The organism is Paenibacillus algorifonticola (assembly GCF_050481745.1).
Lineage (GTDB): Bacteria > Bacillota > Bacilli > Paenibacillales > Paenibacillaceae > Pristimantibacillus > Pristimantibacillus algorifonticola_A.
Genome location: NZ_JBCNGR010000035.1, coordinates 146,092 through 163,935 on the forward strand (window position 1 = coordinate 146,092; position 17,844 = coordinate 163,935).

Genomic DNA, 17,844 nt, shown 5'->3' on the forward strand with positions numbered 1-17,844 from the left:
CTACTTCCCATTTATACTATCAATGAAAATATTAGTTCGTTTGGCGAATAATATTTTCATATACCCACACTCCATAAAAAACAGACTTTAAGTCGATGTTTCCTTGATCTGAAGAATAACTAAAAAGACCATTGCCGATATAACAAGCAGCAAGTGTGTTAGCGATTGAGTCACGGAAGGATGCATTCGCAATCATATCTTCAAATTCATTCAGATCACTTTGCTTCAAGGTTATTAAACTAAAATAAAGGTATTCGAGTTCATCTTGAGTTAGATTAGTGACATTTTTGAGGTTATTTGCAAATTCCCGATTAATGTCTTTGACTGGTAAAAGCTCTTGCTCACCTAATTCGACTAGAATCAACGCTAAGAAACTTAATGTAGCCATTTCTGTATTTGCTTTATTAAGAGCTGTTTCTAATCCCTCTTCCGAAGCGGCAATTACCTTGTTTTTTACTTCTATGTCAATAGGGATTTGAAGATCATTCATAATTGAAAGGAAGGTATGCAACTCGATTGCTTCATTGCGGCCACTGTGCTCTGTAAAAGCATCGGCAGCCTTTATAAACAACTTGCTAATCGATATTTTATCTATTTTAGTCAAGTTCTTCTGAGCGTACGTTACCTTCATAGCCCAATAATAAGGGTGCTCTTTTAACTCTTCATGATTGTTCAAGTATTCCTCTATGTGTTCGTTCACAGAATTATTTCCTGCTAATTCTGCAATTTTGAGAGCGTAATAAGTAGAGACGATATCACTTTCAATATAATTGATAGGAATGTAAAAATTGTTGAAAAGCTTGAAACGTTCAATGAATGCCTCAATTTCTTTCTCGGAGTCTTCTAGACGTTTATAATCGTTCAGTAACTTAACTGCTAAATAAGTAGGCAACGCATTGGATTTATCTGAGAGAAACAGGCTGAATCCACCATCGGCTTTTTTATACTGCTGAATGGTATGGATAATGTTCTCCTCAGATAGTATGGTCGAAAAGTTGAGCCTTTCAGCCAAATCTAAGAATATGGATAGGTTGGACAATGGCTGTTCAGCATCTGCTGGAGAGATCATATATTTCTGATATTCATTTAATAGGATAAGAAGAGTTTCATGGTAATTGTCGACTATACTAGGCGATATAATATCTGCCAAATCTATTAACACCTTGATCTCAGCCATTTTTTCAATTTCACCTGCATTGGGAGATAATACTTCCGAGTTCAAGGCGTCTTCAATCCAGCTTCGATTTCCTGACATATCATAGTCTGGATTAATTGTACGGATCGCATAAAGAGCCATGTAGGTAGAAAGGTAGTCTTTCTGACCTCCGACCAGCAGGTCTTTATCGGCTACGCTTGGTGCGAAGGTGCCATCTTCGTATCTCATCTTTAAAATAAGGGTTTTAATCTGATTTCCAAGCTCTTGATTATTTTGAAAATCGTTAAAAATTGAGCAGTAATAATAGATGTTGGTTAGTGGAATTTTGTCAGTATCACCCTTTAACAATTCGAATCCCGTTCGATCAGGAAGTGCAGGTGATTTCTTAGTTAGAAGCTCCATTGACTTCAGTGCATAGTATGTACTGTATAAATCCGCCAAATTTGTTGCCTCTTCCGTTAAATAGCCGTACCCCTTATCAGAGGTCTGCATTAGACTCAGCTTAGATGCTAAGGGAGTGAGTGTGATTGGCTCTCTTTGCACATATTCTTGCGGAGCATCATTGATCTTATTCTCCTTATTGATGGAAATAGTATCATTTGAATAAGGAGGTGGTTGTAAAATTGCAAATGTTACTAAGATTAGGAGCACGGATATGACCGCGACCACTACTGTTTTTCTATATGGAATTCGCATAACGACAATGACCTCACTTATTCAACCGGAATATCTAGTATCCGGTTCTCTCTATTTTTAATTACAAAATCTATAATTTCTTCACTTGTAAGATGAGGATAATGATTCATAATCCAAGCAATTTGACCGCATACTAAAGCGGCAGAGTAAGAGGTTCCGCTAACAACTGTATACGCATTTTTCTGCTCCGCACTGGTAGTAATGATTTGTTCACCAGGGGCATATAGTTCGGGTTTGATTGATGACGATACACCATTTATTTTCGTGCTAGAGAAATCGGAAATCTCCGCGCTGGAAATATTTTTATCGATTAAAGGCTGGTAGTTCAAACTTCCTACTGTCAAAACGCCTGAGTACGTGCCAGGAATCGTAATTTCGCCATTTTCCTCACCGTTATTTCCTGCTGAGGTTATAATGATGATACCGTTCTGATGTAAACGTTCTATTAGATTCTCCATGACAGAGTTATTGAATATTGGAGAGACATCAAAGCCAAAGGACATACATACCAATTTAATCTTGTAGGCTTGTTTATTCTCAATAATCCAATCAATGCTGTCAGATAAGGCAAATAAATCTCCGTTGCCATCGTTGTCAAAGGCCTTTAAGACGATGAGTTTCTGCCCCGGGACCACCCCGCTGTATTTCTTGGCAACTCCAATACCATTACCAGAAATAATACCGCTTACTTCAGTTCCATGACCGTTATCATCGTAGGGCTCTGGGTTATGATTGATAAAATCTTTAAATAACAAAAGTGATTCATCCAGATTTTCATGTCGAGCAATGCCAGTATCAATAACCGCTACAGCGGTTTCTATGACTGTTGTAGGATCTAATGGGACAAGTGGAGAGGGAGTAAGATCAATGGCAGAATATCCTTGTAGAGTGTTTGTATTACAACCTCCGATAATAAAAGAAAAAAATGATAAAACAATCAAATAAATACGGATTTTATTTTTTGGAAGAATTCTAAAAAATATGAAATGTATAAGAAATGAGTTTTTCATAATATATATTTTAGATTAACACAGCATGTAATTTCCATAGTAAAAATTACCTTTATTTACCTCATTATATTGGTTAATTCGACATTATGTGACTCTTTTTTGGTTAATTTATAAAATGAGATGGTTCAGGGGTTCAGCAACCCGAACTTTAAAGATGCAATTACGAGAGTCGCACGTTCTCCTATGTGCAAGTTCTCCTACAGACCGATTAAGAAGGTGCTTTATATTAGGAAGGTGATGAGCGGATTCAATTCAGCTAGGCAAAATACGGAGGGCGCTGGTCTTGGACTGGCCATCGCTCGCAAAATCGTCGAGCTGCACGGCGGCCGAGTGTGGGCTTAGTATCGCAGCGATACGCTCTCGCTTCACGTTGCGCTTAAGCGGGCAACAACGGAGCAGGTGTTTAAAATGCAATAGGTAATTAAACTATTGTATATAATAGAAAAAGGGTGTCCACGGCTATTAAAGCCGGCTGGACACCCTTTTCTTTGAAAGCTGGATAGGCTTGCATTTCATAGCTGAGCTGACTAAGGGGGGCAAATCAGTTGCCGTCATAGTCCGCCTCTGATGCTTCTAAAAACAATGGCTCTATAAAAGTCGCTCTACATTGCTCGGAAATAAACTCCTTACTGTAGCCCTGTTCTTCGAAATGAGCCATCAGCTCTGGTGAAAACGAGGAAATGAGCAGGGATGCGGCGATGGTTGGCAAAATTTGCGGCCGCAGTTGACGTGCTGCTGCGGCTTCCTCCAGCAATCCGCTGATCGTCGCATGCATGAAGGTATATGGCTCAGCTTGGAACCAGTCCTGGTTGTTCTTATCGTCGGTGCAAATAGCGGAAAGAATAGGACGTATATACTCCCGCAGCTCAAGCGAAAAGAACAGTAGGCCTTGGATAAAAGCCGAAAGGCGTATGACGACGGGCTCCGCGGCTTTATCAGTTAGTTCCCGCATCATATTCGCCTTGAACTGCTCGAATTGGCTATCCAAAACGGACATGCACAGCGCGCCCTTGTTTGGAAAACGCCGATAAAGCGTGCCCTGACCGATGCCTGCCTTTTTCGCAATTTGGTGCATATTGACCGCTTCAACGCCATGCTCGTTAAAAAGCTGGCGGGCCTTCTCGATAATATCCCGGCCCACCTCATCCATTTCAAAATTCAACTAGCTTTCACTTCCTTTATGCTCACTGCAAGGCCGCTCCGAGGGAGCAACGCATAACCGACTTTCTCGGAAAAATGCTTCGAAGAGGAATAACAAAAAAAACGAAAAGGCCCGTTTTTTTGTTATTCCTGGGTCGTAAATTAAAACTGAAAACCCCAGTTTTACTTTACTCCCTGGTCGAAACGTGAAGCCGGAGCAATCGGCTTTGCGTTTCGACCTAAGCCGCTCTTTTCTCCTCCACCTCAGGTGCTTTGGTGCGCCGGATGAACAAGCCCAGCCCAAAGGCGATGAAGGCAATAATAAGTCCAACCAGAAACGCGCTGTGCATGCCGGATACGAAGCCTTTGACCTGCTCAAGCGGGGAGCCCGGATCAGTGGAGCTTTCCAAATATTTTTTTGTGCCGGATGACATAATGCTGATGAATAGGGCAGTGCCGATTGCGCCGGCAACCTGCTGCAAGGTGTTCAAGATTGCTGTGCCATGCGGGTACAGCTTACGCGGCAGCTGATTGAGCGCTGTCGTCTGTGCTGGCATCATCACCATGGAAACGCCGATTAGCAGCACAACATGGATAAAGATAATATAACCTATACTTGTCAGCTCGTCGATGCCGTTAAACATCCATACCGCTGCCGCTGTAATAGCAAGCCCCGGAATGACGAGCACCCGTGGTCCAAACTTGTCGAATAGCACGCCGGAAACCGGAGCCATCAGGCCGTTGATAATTCCGCCCGGAAGCAAAATGAGTCCGGCAGCCAAAGCGGTTTTGCCAAGCGCGTTTTGCAGGAAAAGCGGCAGCAAAATCATCGTGGAGAACAGCGTCATCATCATCACCAGCATGAGCAAGGCGACGAGGCTGAACATCGGATATTTAAAGGCGCGCAAATCCAGCAGCGGCTGGCTCGACATGAGCTGCTTCACAATAAACAGCAGCAGGGCGATTGCGCCGACGACGATAGACCAAATGACGATGGAGCTGCCCCAGCCATCCTCACCTGCTTTACTAAAGCCGTAAATCAGACCGCCAAAGCCGATGGATGACAATAAAATGGATACTATGTCAACCTTTGGACGAGTGATATCCGAAACATTTTTCAAATAAACCGCCGCAAACAAAATGGAGAAAACGGCGAGCGGAATAACTAAGAAAAACAACCAGCGCCAATTGAAGGATTCAATAATAAGCCCCGACAGCGTCGGGCCGATAGCGGGTGCGCTCATAATGACGAGGCCGATCATGCCCATGGCGCCGCCGCGCTTTTCCGGCGGGAAGATAACCAAAATCGTATTCATCATGACCGGAAGCATTAAGCCGGTGCCAAGCGCCTGAATGACGCGGCCAACAAGCAGCATAGGGAAGACGGTTGCCGTGCCGCAGACGATGGTTCCGACAAGAAATAAAATCATTGCTGACAAAAACATTTGCCGGGTTGTAAACCATTGCTGAAGCAGTGCCGTAATCGGAACCAAAATGCCAACTACGAGCAAATAGGCCGTCGACAACCACTGAATGGTCGCGTAGCTAATATCAAACTCCTTCATTAAATCGGGGAAAGCAATATTAAGCAGGGTTTCGTTCAGTATGGCAACAAATGCGCCTATAATAAGTGCCGCTACAATAGGTCCTCTTTTTATTCCACTCAAATCCTTGGGTGCTGTCTCTAGACTTCCTGTGTTCAAAATCGTTCCTCCTCATGCCTTTCGTTTGTGTGCCAATGCTGCTGTTTCTCTAAAATAAGTATGTCCCCGCTCCCGCCGGTTCACTCAGCCTCCATTCAGGCAGCTCGCGCTGCCCATTGCTTGCGGACAATTGTCCGCACTACTGAAAATAATTCTACCGGACAATTGTCCGCAAGTCAATAACGACAAAAGTCGTTTCGTCCCCCCAGCATCATTGATTGCCCCATCCCGTATGGAAGGCGGCATCCTATACAATGAAGCTACAAAAGAAGGGGAGATGAAGGCATGCATAAAAATCGAATCGGGGCGTATTTGTTCAGCTTTCCAAGCTTTTTTCTAACCATGGCGCTCGGCATTTATCCGGTTGTATGGGCGCTTCGATATATGTTTTTTGATTATCAAGGGTTCGGGACGCCGAAGTTTATCGGACTTGAGAACTTTGCGCGAGTGGGAAGGGATACTGAATTTTGGCACTCTGTTTTGAATACTTTCATCTACGCGGGTGGAAAATTAATGATTACGCTGCCGCTATCGCTCATATTGGCGGTTATATTGAATCGGAAGCTGCGGGGACGGCATGCGTTTCGGGCGATTTTTTTCCTGCCAACGATTTTCAGCGCCTCTGTCATGTCCATCGTTTTCTATATTGTGTTTAACTCCTACAACGGCATTATTAATCAGTATTTAATGAAGCTGCACATCGTATCCGCTCCAGTGGACTGGTTGGGCGCTGCACATGCCATGACGACGATCGTCATCATTGCGGTGTGGGGAGCAGTCGGCAACTATATGCTACTATTTATCGCCGGTCTTCAGAACATTCCAGAGGATGTGTATGAAGCGGCATCGCTCGATGGCGTAAACCCGGTGCAGCGGATGTGGTACATTACGATTCCAATGCTCGGTCCTGTTCTGCAAATGATTATTATGCTGGCGATTACAACGTCGCTTAAAGGCTACGAGAGCATTATGGTATTGACGGAGGGCGGTCCTTTCGGCAAAACCGAGGTTATGTATTTATACCTCTACAAATTGTTCTTCCCGCTGACGACGTCAGGCACCTCCGTGCAAAATATCGGCTACGGCAGCGCGGTCGGCTTCACAACGGCTGTTATCGTCGGTATCGTCACATGGCTGTATTTCTGGATGTCGAAAAAGCTTAATAACGTTTATTAAAAAGGGGGAACGATCATGACCATTCGTAAAATAGTACTTCGTACACCAGTATGGCTGCTTCTGCTTGTGACGGCAGCACTGATGCTTTTTCCAATCGTAATCGCGCTATTCGGCTCCCTCAAGACGAACCTGGAGCTGACAACCGGAGCGACGTTTCTTCCTTCCTCCTGGCAGTTTAAAAACTATTTACAGGCGTGGAATCAAGCTGATTTCTCCGCTTATACCTTCAATAGCTTATATGTAGCTGTGTTCGTTACGGTTGGCACTTTGCTCGTATCCTCCATGGCTGCTTATGCGGTTGACCGTGTTGCCTTTAGAGGAAAAAAGCTGTTTATTCTACTTCAATCCTTCACGTTGTTCATTTCGATCGGTGCGGTTGTGCTGCGCCCACAATTTGATTTAATGGTATCCATTGGTTTGCAGAAATCGCTGTGGGGCGTCATAATTATTCTAATTAGTGCGCATGCAACTGCCTTCTTTATGGTAATTGGCTTTTTCCGCGGCATTCCGCGAGAGCTGGATGAAGCGGCGCTCATTGATGGTTGTAATTTCTACTCCACCTTCTGGCTCATTATTTTACCGCTCCTGCGTCCGGCGCTGGCTGTCGTATCGCTATTCACCTTCCGTAATGCATGGAATGAATATATATTGCCGCTCGTCTTTTCCCTTTCGCGTCCTGATCTACAAACCTTGCCCGTGGGACTTGCGAACTTGCGCTACGGGGCGGGAGCCGCAGTTGAAAATCAACTGATGCTCGCCGGCGCATGTATTTCGATTTTACCTATGCTCATCGTATATATTTTCGCTAACCGTTCATTTATGCAAGTTACGGCTGGCTCGGTGAAAGGCTAATAAACTCCATATGCATTGAGGCGATGAACAGCATGAATCGTTTATTTAGAAAAATGTCGCTTAAAAGACGGCTGTGGGTTTCGTTCGTTTTATTAACTGTCGTTTGTATATCCGTCACGGGAACTTATGTTTCCGTGTTTTTTTCTCGTGAAATGGAATCACAGGCAACGAAAACGAGTCAGGATACGCTTAATAAGTCGGCGAGGGTGCTGGATGAGCGCTTGAAAAATATTGTCGTGCTCGTCTCCACCCTCATGATGGGCGAGCCCTTCCAGCGCACGCTGAAGGATGTGCAGTCAAGCAGCAAGAAGGAATATTATAATCGGCTTTCCGAGCTGCAAACGCCCTTTGCCCAGCTAATGCTGGCTGAGCAGTCGATTGACTCCGTGCTGGTGCATACGCCGATCGGCGATTTTTATCCAACGGGAAACCGGCGCAGCCCGAAAAGCGATTTTGAGAGCACGATTATTAATCAGAAAATAACGGGTACGCAGGAAAAATGGAGCAAGCTATGGGTGCCGGGACATGCCGATGAGCTGTTCAGCCGGAAAAGCTCCGTTATTACCTTAATTATTAAACCGTTTTTTGATATCCAGCTGCCAGGTGTGTATGTCATTGTCAATATCCGTGAGGATCACCTGCTGGATTTGATTCAGGCGGATATGCAGAGCGCCAGCCTCAGCCAGCTTGTGGTTGATCGTATGGGGAAGAACGTTCTTGCTTCCACAGTGGGCATGCCGCAAAGCAATCAGCAAATCTATGAACGTGTCGGGTCCAGCGCGAGAGGGAACTTCGAATATACAAGCCAGAGTGGAGATGCGTATCTGCTCAATTACGCGGCGCTTGGGATGAATCCGGATTGGATATTGATCGGCTATCAATCCAAGTCCGAGCTGCTTGAGCCTGTTCAGCGCATGCGCTGGACGATTCTTACGATTATGGGCGGCTGCGTCGTACTGGCGCTCATTATGTCCAGCATGCTGTCGGAACTGCTGCTTAAGCCGCTGTTCAAATTGCGCAATCTCATGGTAAAGGTGGAGCAGAATAAGCTGGACGTCAGGTTCGAGAGCGTATTTGAGGATGAAATCAGCCAGGTCGGCCACAAGTTCAACCGGATGCTGGAGCAAATTGGCGAATTAATCGAAGAGGTGAAAGCATCCGAGCAGGACAAGCGCAAATCGGAGATCAAAGCGCTGCAGGCGCAGATTGATCCTCATTTCTTGTACAATACGCTGAATACGATTTATTGGAAAAGCGAGATGGAGGAGCAGCAGGCGGTCAGCGGCATGATTGTTTCGCTGTCCCTGCTGTTCCGGCTGGGCCTGAACAATGGCCGGGAAATTACGACGCTGCGGCAGGAGCTGGAGCATGTGGCGCAATATTTGAATTTGCAGCAAATGTGCTATCCGGATTTGTTTCGTTACAGCATACAGACGGTTGATGAGAAGCTGCTGGATACGCCCGTGCTCAAAATTTTGCTGCAGCCGCTGGTTGAAAATTCCATTTTGCACGGTTTTCAGGAGCTGCCTCATGAGGGGGTTATCCGAATCGAGGTGGAAGCCGATGCTAATAAGAGCTTGCTCATACTAACCGTTACAGACAATGGTACTGGGATGGAAGCCGAGCGTGTGGAGAAAATGCTGAATGGTCCAGAAGTGGAGCGGACGAGCTACGCATTGGTGAATGTACGAACGAGGCTGTCCCTGTATTACGGATATAAAGCTTCCATGGAGCTTGAAAGCGAGCCGGGCGTGCAGACTTCTGTTAAGCTAATTATTCCCATTCAAGAGGTGATAAGCGAATGAGCGAAATTACGATGTGCATTATAGACGATGTAAAGACGGTCATCGATGGCATAGTGTCAAAGATTCCTTGGGGGGAGCACGGCATTAAAATCGTAGGAACGGCTGCGAATGGCAATGATGGCTTGCAGCTTATTAAAGAAAAGCATCCGCATATTGTGCTGACCGACATCCGGATGCCGATGCGCAGCGGCATTGATATGGTCCGTGAGTTGAAGGAAAGCGGAGAGCCGGAGGCAAAGGTTATTTTCTTCAGCGGTTTTACGGATTTCACCTATGCCCAGGAATCCGTTCGGCTTGGGGCCTTCGATTATTTGGTTAAGCCGTTTACGACGCAGCAAATTGTCGAGGTTGTACTCCGCGCTAAAGCGAAGATTGAAACGCAGCGGCTGGAGCAGTTGGACCGGATGACGCTGGAGCGCAAAGTGAGGGAAAGCCTGCCGTATTTGCGCCAGGAGTATTTTCGGCTGCTGATCCGGCATGATGAGCTGCCCGAGCGGGCCTGTGACAAATGGGAATTTCTCAGCATCGATATGGATACCCGCCGCTTTGTTGTGATGTCTGTGCAGATCGAGGGGCTAATGGATGAGCATTCCCCGCTGTCCGTGCGTGAGGTGGAGATCACCCGCTTCGCTGTGCAAAACATTATGGAGGAAACGATTAAAAAACAGGCGAAAGGTGTCGTATTTCGGGAGCATTTGGGCCAATTTGTCATCTTGCTGAATCCCAATGAGGAAGAGGAGATGCTGGCGCTGGCAGAGGCGTGCCGGGATAATGTGAATCGCTACGCGAAGCGAGACATTTCCATTGGCGTCGGAAGCTGCGTGGAAGGAATCAGCGAAATCGCTCTATCCTATAATCAGGCGAAAACAGCGCTCAGCTACCAGTTTTATTCCGGCAGCGGCTGTGTTATCTCCTATAGCGATATTGAACGGCAAAATCATATTTCACCGCATTATTCCGCTGACAAGGAAGTGGAGCTGCTTTATTGCTTGCGCTCAGGCAACCGGGAAGGAACAGAGAAGCTGCTGGTGAGCATTGCCGAGGAATGCCTGCGTTATCCGACGCCGCCTGATCCCGATGTGATGACCAATTTGTTTTATGGACTGGCCTTCTCGATTTACCGTGTCATAGCCGAGAAGGCGGATAGCAAGCAGCGCATGTGGCTTGACGAACGGCTGAGCGTCATTAAGAAAGGGCGGTATTTATCCACCTCCGAGCTGATTAAAGATGTGAAGGAATTGGGACTGACAGGCTGTGATTGGCTTCAGAAGCGCCAAAAAAACAATGTCGGCCAGCTCATCCATCAAGCTATGAATTATGTGGGTGGACGGCTCGGCACCGATTTGACGGTACAGGAATGCGCGAATGTCGTGCATTTGAGCCCGAGCTATTTTTCCAATTTGTTCAAAAAAGAAACGGGGATGACATTTATGCAATACGTTACCTCCGCACGGATGGACAAGGCAAAGGAGCTGCTGCTGGAAGGCATGCAGGTGCAGGATATTACGTATGAGCTTGGTTATCGGGACCGCCCTTATTTCACCGAGCTGTTCAAAAAACATACGGGGCTGACGCCTACGGAATTCCGCAGCAAATATGAAAGCTCGGAACCGGAAGCGTAATCATAGTCATTTTGCCCTCCCAGAATCGTGTTTTTGTCCTTCATGGACAAGCGCGCAACGGTGCTACAATGAGGTCAGCAGGAGGGGCTAGGTGGTAGACACCGCTTGAACGCCGCTTGCCAAACAAAGGGGAGGTACGACAGATGAAAAAAAGATTCGCAACGAAACGCTCGTTCTTGCTTTGCAGCTTGCTGGTAATAGCTTTGATGCTAGGGGCATGTTCGACGGGTAACGGAACGAACGCCGCACCAGAAGCAAGCGCGGGCACTAACGGTGCAAGCAGCGCAGCAAAGACGAAAATTTCCTATTGGACAATAGATCGTCATGATATGGATTATATGCAGGAGCAGGTAGACAAATATAACGCAACGAATACAGATAACATTGAAGTAGAAATGAAGGTTATGGCGGATAACTACAATCAGGCGATTGAGGTTGCATTCGCGAGCAACCAGGCTCCAGACATTTTCCGCAGCGGCGACTTTCAGACTTATGTAAGCAAAGGTTATTTTGCCCCACTGGATACGCTGCTCAGCAAAGAGTTTCTGGCGAAATTCGACGGCTTGCTGGTAGAGGATGTGTATACAAAAGACGGACATGTGTATACGCTTCCAAACTCAGGCCAATTCTGGCGTCTGCTGTACAATGTAGACCTGCTGGAGAAGGCTGGCTACACAGAGCCGCCAAAGACGCTTGACGAAATGGTTGAGATTGCGAAAAAAGTAACAGAGCAAGGCAAGGCTGAAGGCATTTACGGCTTCGCCAGCAATTTCAAAAATGGCTCCGGCTTTACGCGTCCGGCATTTGCATCGGGCTCGCTCAGCTCGGAAACAAGCCACGAGGGCTTTAATTACCAAACCGGAGAATTTGATTTCGGCATGTACCGTGATATTGCTGAGGCGCTGCACCAAATGAAAGCTGATGGCAGCATGATTCCTGGCGCTGAATCACTGGATATTGATCCGCTTCGCGCCCAGTTTGCACAAGGCAAAATCGCGATGTATGTGAACCACTCCAGTGAGCCAGCAGTCTACACGTCGCAATTCCCGACAGAAATCAACTGGTCGTCGACGCTTGTACCGACTAAAGACGGTCAAATCAACGGTGTTACATGGGTTAATGCAGGCGGTTACATCGGAATTAATGCACAATCGGACAAGCAAGCAGCAGCTGTTAAGTTCTTAGAATACCTGTACAATACGGAGCTTCGTACGGAATATCAAGAGAAGGGTCTTGGACTTTCCGTTCTGCCTTATGTGAATGAAGCAGCAGGCAAGCCTGAACTGAAGGGCATCGAAGGCTTCCTTCCAACGAAATATGACGGCATCTATCCAGCAACTCCGATTTCGGTTACAGAAACGAAGCTGGAAGGCAAAAAAGCAAGCGATGTATTTATTGAATACATTTTGACCAGCAATCAGGATTTGGAAGCAGCGATTAAAGATTTGAATACGAGATACAACAAAGCGCTAGCAGCGGCTCGTACGGAAGGGCTGACTAATATTCAGGCTAATCCGTCGTTCAGCGCCAAGAGCCTGCAAGGCTCGCTCGGCCAGTAGTCGTATAGCTGAAGCCGTATAGCTGAAGGAAAAGAGGGGCTGCCTGCGGGCAGCCTCTGTTTTTAAAATATAGGGAAAAGTAGAGAGAGGGAGGAGCGAGTACCTAAATGGATCATTTGTATTTTAGTCCGAAGCAGAGAAGCGATTGGGGAGCAAGCTTTCAGCAGCATTTTCCGCAGCAGGCGGCCGCTGCAATTGCTCAGGCAGATCGCTGGTGCGAGGATAAGCCTATTATTTGGAAAGGTTTTGAAATCGATCTGGGCCAGCCTATCAATTGGCTTTACAACCCAACTGGAGACAAGGAATTTACTTGGGGCATTAACCGCTTTAAGCATCTTCGCTCCTTAGGCACCGCCTATGCGTGCACGGGAGACGAGAAATATGCGGCTAAAGCGCTGGAGCATATTTTAGGCTGGATCGATACGCAGCCATGTCCGCGGAATTTGCCGGCAGAGGAGCTGACCTATTTTCAAAGACCGGGTCCGTGGCGTCTGCTGGAAACGGGTCTCAGGCTGCGCCAATGGATATATGCCTATCATTTTTTCGATGAATCGGACAGCTGGAAGGGCGAGGCGAAGCAGCGGTTTCTCCAATCGGTAAAAGAGCATGCTTGGTTTCTCTCCACCTACAAAGCGAGCATTGAAATCAATCATTCGATTATGCATATGATTGGGCTGCTGGGCGCGGGGCTGACCTTTGTGACGTGGGAGGAAAGCGCGGAGTGGCGCAGCATAGCGATGAAGCGGCTGGAGGAATGCATTCGCGTGCAGGTGCTGCAAGATGGCGTCCATTCGGAGCTTACCCCGCACTACCATATGGTATCGCTGGAGCTGTTTGTCGATTGTGCCGTTATGGCGAAAAAGCGTGGGCTTGCGTTCTCAGGCGAATACGAGCGGATTGTAGCCGGCATGACGCGTTTCGCAAGCCTGATGATCAGACAGGACGGCAGCATGGCGCCGTTTGCTGATTCCTTCGCGAACCAGCCGCCAGATTTGAATGCGGCGGCGCTGTATTATGATCGTCCGAGGCTGCTGCTGGAGGATCAGCTGTACGAGCAGTTTTGGACGGTCGGCCCGGAGGCCATCGACCGCCTGATAGCGGCGGCTGCTAATTCGCCAGAAGCAGAAGCAGAAGCAGAAGCAGCAGCAAAGTCGCCAGAAGCGGCAGTATCGCAGGCGGCTTTAACACCAGGCGAAGCAGAAGCGACGAGCGCCCATGTGGAGGAGCGGCTGCCGTTTGCATTCCCTGCGGCAGGCTATTATGGGCTTGGCGATACGGAGCAGCAGCTCATCTTCGATGCGGCTGCACTTGGCGGCCCTCATGGCCATGCCGATGCGTTGTCCTTCGAATGGTGCGCCTACGGCGAAGCGCTGTTCGTCGATCCAGGCACGTATACGTATATGGAAAATCCATGGCGCCGTTATTTCAAAAGCACTTCTGCCCATAATACCGTTCTGGTGGACGGGCAGGATCAGACGCCTTATTTGCGCACCCAAAGATGGGGCGTGCCAGAGGCCGCCGTTTCCTTAATCGCTTGGGAGCCGAATCAACAAATGCTTTGCGCAGAGCATGACGGATATGCTTCTCGCGGCGTTACGCATAGGCGAGCCTTATGGTTTCTGGATAGCGGAGAATGGGTCATTTATGACCGCTTGGTTAGTACTGGCGAGCATACGTATCAGCACCGGCTGCACACTAGGCTGCTGAAGTGGGAGACGCAAAGGCTGGCGAAGGAAAGCGGTTCCTCGACAGATCAAACGCGTTCCCATGCTCAGCCTGCCTGCTACTATGCTAAAGGCAGCAGCTTGGCCAATGGAGCCGAAGCTGCTACTGCTTCGCCGCTCGCCTGCGAGCTGCTCGTATTTGGACCGCCGGAGCTGGAGCTTGACGTGGAGGACAGCTGGGAATCTGTGCACCAAATGAAGATGCAGCCGCTGAAGGTGCTTCAGGGATTGCTGACAACGGAAAATGAAGGTGCATGGTTTATTACCGTGATGAAGCCCACACTTGGCACGCAGCAGCTGGCGATCTCTGAATGGAGCGTTGCCATGGACGAGCAGGGCCGCCCTGTTCTGAGCTTAAACCGTGACGGGCACCTTACCGTATTTGCGATGCCTGAATGAAAAGATTGGAGTGAAGCATGTGGATAAGCAAAACGGATTTATTACTCATTATCTAACTTCAGGACTGCGGTTGAATGATTTTATATCGGACAAAACCGACAAAAACCAAATACGCTACGAGCAATATTTGCGCTCGATTGTCGCGGACAGGGATCTTCCAGCGCCTGCGGGATCAGAAGCCATCCAAATCGGTGCTGAGAGCGAGCTGGGGCTGCCTTGGGAATATCTTTACCCTTGCAGCGGCTTCGTTAATTTCAGCCAGTTTTCGTTTACGCCCCAAAAAGTCGAGCTGCTTGCCGCCACCGCGCTTGTGGCGGAAGAAGACCTTGTCGTCTTGGCAAATCTATGGACTTATACGGCGATTGAAGTATGGCTTAATGGCGAGAAGGTAAGCTCTGTTGCCGTACCGGTGTATAAGCCGATTAATAAACAGGAACTGCAGCTGCCTTTGCGCAAAGGCAGCAACACGATGGTCATCCGCATGCAGAATTTGGCGGTACGTGATACGCGGAACATTTTCGGCATTCAATTATTGGAGCATTTGGATCAGATTACGGTGACGCTGCCGGATGCGGATCAGGCCGAGCCGTTTTTAGCGCTGGACCGCTTTCTATCGGGCATTACGCTGAAGGGCAATGAGCTTTGCTTCCCGGCGGGAGCGCCTTGCAGCATCTATCTGGCATACGGAGAAGAAGTAAATGATAGTCTGATCTGCGAGGACATTAGCGGCAAGAGCAGCGTGAAGCTTGACGAGGGTGCGCCAATGGCCATTGTATATGGTGAAATCGGACCAAGAAAGCTGATTCGCAAAATCGAGCTGCTGCAAAACAAAAAGCCGATTTACCGCAAAGGAGCGGCAGCGGCCGAGGTTAAAGGCGCTATGTTTGAGGAGATTGCCACAATAGGCACAGAGAAGGCGTTTCAACCGCTGCGCTTTGGTTTGTTTTACGTGCTCGCACGCTGGAACCTGGGGCAACAAGGTATTAATGATGAACAGCATATTTTGCACGCGCTTGGACAAATTGAGCGGCGTGAGGATTGCTCGGACTTTATCCTTGCTGGCTTGCTTCGCCTCATGCAGCAGCAAGAGCTTCCGGCTCATTTAACGGAACGAGCCAAGCAGGCGATTTTAGACTACCGCTTCTGGATGACCGAGAACGGCTCAGATGGCATGTGCTTCTGGAGCGAGAATCACGCGCTGATGTTTTATATTTGCGCTTATATGGCGGGTCGCGAGTACCCGGATCAGCTATTCGCAAGATCGGGCCGCACAGGCGTACAGGCAAGCGAAGTGGCGCTTGGCAAAATCCGCGAGTGGCTGGCAGATGTTGAGAAATACGGCTTTGAAGAGTTTCTCAGCGCGGATTATATGTGCGTGACGCTGGGTGCGCTCCTAAATGTCGTTGATTATATGGACGAAGAGGAATCCACTCGGGCTGGCCGATTAATTGATGAGATGCTTAAATCCTTTGCTTATCATACGTTCCGTGGTTCAATCGTCGCGCCGCAAGCGCGTATTTACCGCTCCGTCATTTTGCCGTTTACCCAGTCAGCCCAGTCTTTAATTCATCTGCTGAATCCTGATACACCTATGGGCAACAGCGAATGGATCGTGTTTCTGATGAACAGCAAATACGTGATGCCGCAGCATTTTACAAGCCTGATGAATGGGTCCCAGGAGCTGGAGTACCAGACTGGGAACGCATGGGTGAAGCTCAACAAGCAGCCTGATTATATGCTGACCTCGGTTCAATCTCCGAGATATGATGCTAATCCAACCTTCTGGCAAAATGTTAGCTTTGACGAGTCCGTTGACATTGAATCGGGCGATTATGTTAAATCGTTCAATGAGCGTTTTCACGGCACCTCGCGTTTCGAGCCGGGCGTGTACGGGTATCAGCAGCATATGTGGTATGCGGCGCTGGACAATGATACGGTGCTGTATACGAACCATCCAGGAGAGCTGGCTGATGATGGCGGCATGCGGCCGGGCTATTGGTATGGTAATGGCATTATGCCAGCGGTCAAGCAGCAGGGCAGTGCGCTCGGCGCGATTTATGAAATCGGGGAGGAGCATCCGGTCGCGTTTACGCATCTCTTTTTCCCGGAGGCAAAATTTGATGAATTTGTCCAAGACGGACACTGGCTGTTTGGGCAAAAAGGCAGCGGCTACGCCGCGATCTGGTGCAGCGAGCCGATGGTTCCCCATCACGACCGCCTATTCCATTGCGAATACCGGGCATACAGCCGCAAAAATGCGTATTTCTGCAAGCTGGGCTCGGAGCAGGAGTTCGGCAGCTGGGAGCAGTTTAAAGCGGAATGCTACCGGCTTGCTCCTGCCTTCGATTGTTCAGCCCTCAAGCTGACCGCAGCGGATGATTATGAGCTGAGCTTCGTCCGCAGCAGCAACAAGTCGCAATATGTGTAAACGAAATAGGTGTAATTTAATCCGATAATAGTTGAGAGGAATGACGAATCATGAGCAGGTTGAACAATTGGGAAAATGCCGAGCCAGGCGTAAAACGGAAAATTTTCACACCGGGCGAGACGATTATGATGATGGAGGTGCATTTTGAGGAAGGAGCGGAAGGTTATTTGCACAGCCATGTGCATGAACAGTTTTCCTACTGCCTGGAAGGGCAGCTGGAGTTTTCGATCAATGGGGAGAAGACGATCATTTCCGCAGGAGAGACGATCTTTATTCCTAGTAATGCAGAGCATGGCTGCCGCGCCTTGAAGGCAAGCAAGCTGCTCGACACCTTCACGCCGCTTCGGCAGGATTTGATCAATTAACGCCTTAGCTTGTCATTCAAATAATTAGCTGTGCCGAGCTGCGTTTTTACAGCGGCAAGGGCTGCACCCAGTCAAAAGTCATGAGCTTTTGACTGGGTACAGCCCTATTTTTTTTGAAATATAGGAAAGTGTATGATTTTTCCATCCTTTCTCTACATTAACTAGGGATGAAACGCGCCGTGCCGCCAAAGGCTGGCGACAGCCGTTTC

Annotated in this window: 13 protein-coding genes; 9 read left to right on the forward strand and 4 right to left on the reverse strand. The window is 48.0% G+C overall.

What is annotated here, in order from left to right:
- Positions 1–31: 31 nt before the first annotated feature.
- Positions 32–1,852: a prenyltransferase/squalene oxidase repeat-containing protein gene (locus ABEW34_RS25080; RefSeq protein ID WP_430162422.1), complete on the reverse strand. Its 1,821-nt coding sequence runs from the start codon at positions 1,850–1,852 to the stop codon at positions 32–34.
- A gap of 17 nt (positions 1,853–1,869) precedes the next feature.
- A complete protein-coding gene (locus ABEW34_RS25085; RefSeq protein ID WP_430162424.1) occupies positions 1,870–2,862 on the reverse strand; it encodes a S8 family serine peptidase in 993 nt (330 codons plus the stop codon).
- Positions 2,863–3,099: 237 nt separating this feature from the next.
- Between ABEW34_RS25085 and ABEW34_RS25090 the strand changes: the two genes are divergently transcribed.
- Entirely contained in the window at positions 3,100–3,204 is a 105-nt protein-coding gene (locus tag ABEW34_RS25090) for an ATP-binding protein (protein WP_430162426.1), read from the forward strand.
- A gap of 199 nt (positions 3,205–3,403) precedes the next feature.
- Here ABEW34_RS25090 and ABEW34_RS25095 read toward each other — a convergent pair whose 3' ends face one another.
- Both ABEW34_RS25095 and ABEW34_RS25100 read right to left on the reverse strand, forming a co-directional pair.
- On the reverse strand, positions 3,404–4,024 hold the full coding sequence (locus ABEW34_RS25095) for a TetR/AcrR family transcriptional regulator (protein ID WP_430162428.1): 621 nt from the start codon (positions 4,022–4,024) through the stop codon (positions 3,404–3,406).
- Positions 4,025–4,241: 217 nt separating this feature from the next.
- The gene (locus ABEW34_RS25100; protein WP_430162430.1) at positions 4,242–5,705 is read right to left on the reverse strand and encodes a DHA2 family efflux MFS transporter permease subunit; all 1,464 of its coding nucleotides are present in this window, start codon (positions 5,703–5,705) and stop codon (positions 4,242–4,244) included.
- A gap of 285 nt (positions 5,706–5,990) precedes the next feature.
- Between ABEW34_RS25100 and ABEW34_RS25105 the strand changes: the two genes are divergently transcribed.
- The 8 genes from ABEW34_RS25105 to ABEW34_RS25140 all read left to right on the forward strand — a co-directional run bounded on the left by ABEW34_RS25105 (position 5,991) and on the right by ABEW34_RS25140 (position 17,635).
- On the forward strand, positions 5,991–6,881 hold the full coding sequence (locus ABEW34_RS25105; protein ID WP_430162432.1) for a carbohydrate ABC transporter permease: 891 nt from the start codon (positions 5,991–5,993) through the stop codon (positions 6,879–6,881).
- A gap of 15 nt (positions 6,882–6,896) precedes the next feature.
- Complete coding sequence (locus ABEW34_RS25110) at positions 6,897–7,733, forward strand: carbohydrate ABC transporter permease (RefSeq protein ID WP_430162434.1); 837 nt, start codon at positions 6,897–6,899, stop codon at positions 7,731–7,733.
- Between the two features lie 32 nt (positions 7,734–7,765).
- Positions 7,766–9,538: a sensor histidine kinase gene (locus tag ABEW34_RS25115; RefSeq protein WP_430162436.1), complete on the forward strand. Its 1,773-nt coding sequence runs from the start codon at positions 7,766–7,768 to the stop codon at positions 9,536–9,538.
- Entirely contained in the window at positions 9,535–11,160 is a 1,626-nt protein-coding gene (locus tag ABEW34_RS25120; protein WP_430162438.1) for a helix-turn-helix domain-containing protein, read from the forward strand. Before ABEW34_RS25115 ends, ABEW34_RS25120 begins: the two co-directional genes overlap by 4 nt.
- A gap of 143 nt (positions 11,161–11,303) precedes the next feature.
- Positions 11,304–12,719, forward strand: coding sequence for an ABC transporter substrate-binding protein (locus ABEW34_RS25125; RefSeq protein WP_430162440.1), 1,416 nt, complete (start codon positions 11,304–11,306; stop codon positions 12,717–12,719).
- A gap of 107 nt (positions 12,720–12,826) precedes the next feature.
- Positions 12,827–14,842 carry a heparinase II/III family protein gene (locus ABEW34_RS25130; protein ID WP_430162442.1) on the forward strand — a complete coding sequence of 672 codons (2,016 nt, stop codon included), beginning with the start codon at positions 12,827–12,829 and terminating at the stop codon, positions 14,840–14,842.
- Between the two features lie 19 nt (positions 14,843–14,861).
- On the forward strand, positions 14,862–17,270 hold the full coding sequence (locus tag ABEW34_RS25135; RefSeq protein WP_430162444.1) for a hypothetical protein: 2,409 nt from the start codon (positions 14,862–14,864) through the stop codon (positions 17,268–17,270).
- 50 nt (positions 17,271–17,320) lie between these two features.
- Positions 17,321–17,635 (forward strand): cupin domain-containing protein, encoded by a 315-nt coding sequence (locus ABEW34_RS25140; protein ID WP_430162446.1) that lies wholly within the window; start codon positions 17,321–17,323, stop codon positions 17,633–17,635.
- The last annotated feature ends 209 nt before the right edge of the window (positions 17,636–17,844 follow it).

What these genes read in the sequence shown, in the direction of transcription:
- ABEW34_RS25115 (WP_430162436.1), top strand. Translation starts at nt 7,766, where the DNA reads ATGAATCGTTTATTTAGAAAAATGTCGCTTAAAAGACGGCTGTGGGTT.
- ABEW34_RS25105 (WP_430162432.1), top strand. Translation starts at nt 5,991, where the DNA reads ATGCATAAAAATCGAATCGGGGCGTATTTGTTCAGCTTTCCAAGCTTT.
- ABEW34_RS25140 (WP_430162446.1), top strand. Translation starts at nt 17,321, where the DNA reads ATGAGCAGGTTGAACAATTGGGAAAATGCCGAGCCAGGCGTAAAACGG.
- ABEW34_RS25090 (WP_430162426.1), top strand. Translation starts at nt 3,100, where the DNA reads ATGAGCGGATTCAATTCAGCTAGGCAAAATACGGAGGGCGCTGGTCTT.
- ABEW34_RS25130 (WP_430162442.1), top strand. Translation starts at nt 12,827, where the DNA reads ATGGATCATTTGTATTTTAGTCCGAAGCAGAGAAGCGATTGGGGAGCA.
- ABEW34_RS25125 (WP_430162440.1), top strand. Translation starts at nt 11,304, where the DNA reads ATGAAAAAAAGATTCGCAACGAAACGCTCGTTCTTGCTTTGCAGCTTG.
- ABEW34_RS25080 (WP_430162422.1), bottom strand. Translation starts at nt 1,852, where the DNA reads ATGCGAATTCCATATAGAAAAACAGTAGTGGTCGCGGTCATATCCGTG.
- ABEW34_RS25120 (WP_430162438.1), top strand. Translation starts at nt 9,535, where the DNA reads ATGAGCGAAATTACGATGTGCATTATAGACGATGTAAAGACGGTCATC.
- ABEW34_RS25085 (WP_430162424.1), bottom strand. Translation starts at nt 2,862, where the DNA reads ATGAAAAACTCATTTCTTATACATTTCATATTTTTTAGAATTCTTCCA.
- ABEW34_RS25110 (WP_430162434.1), top strand. Translation starts at nt 6,897, where the DNA reads ATGACCATTCGTAAAATAGTACTTCGTACACCAGTATGGCTGCTTCTG.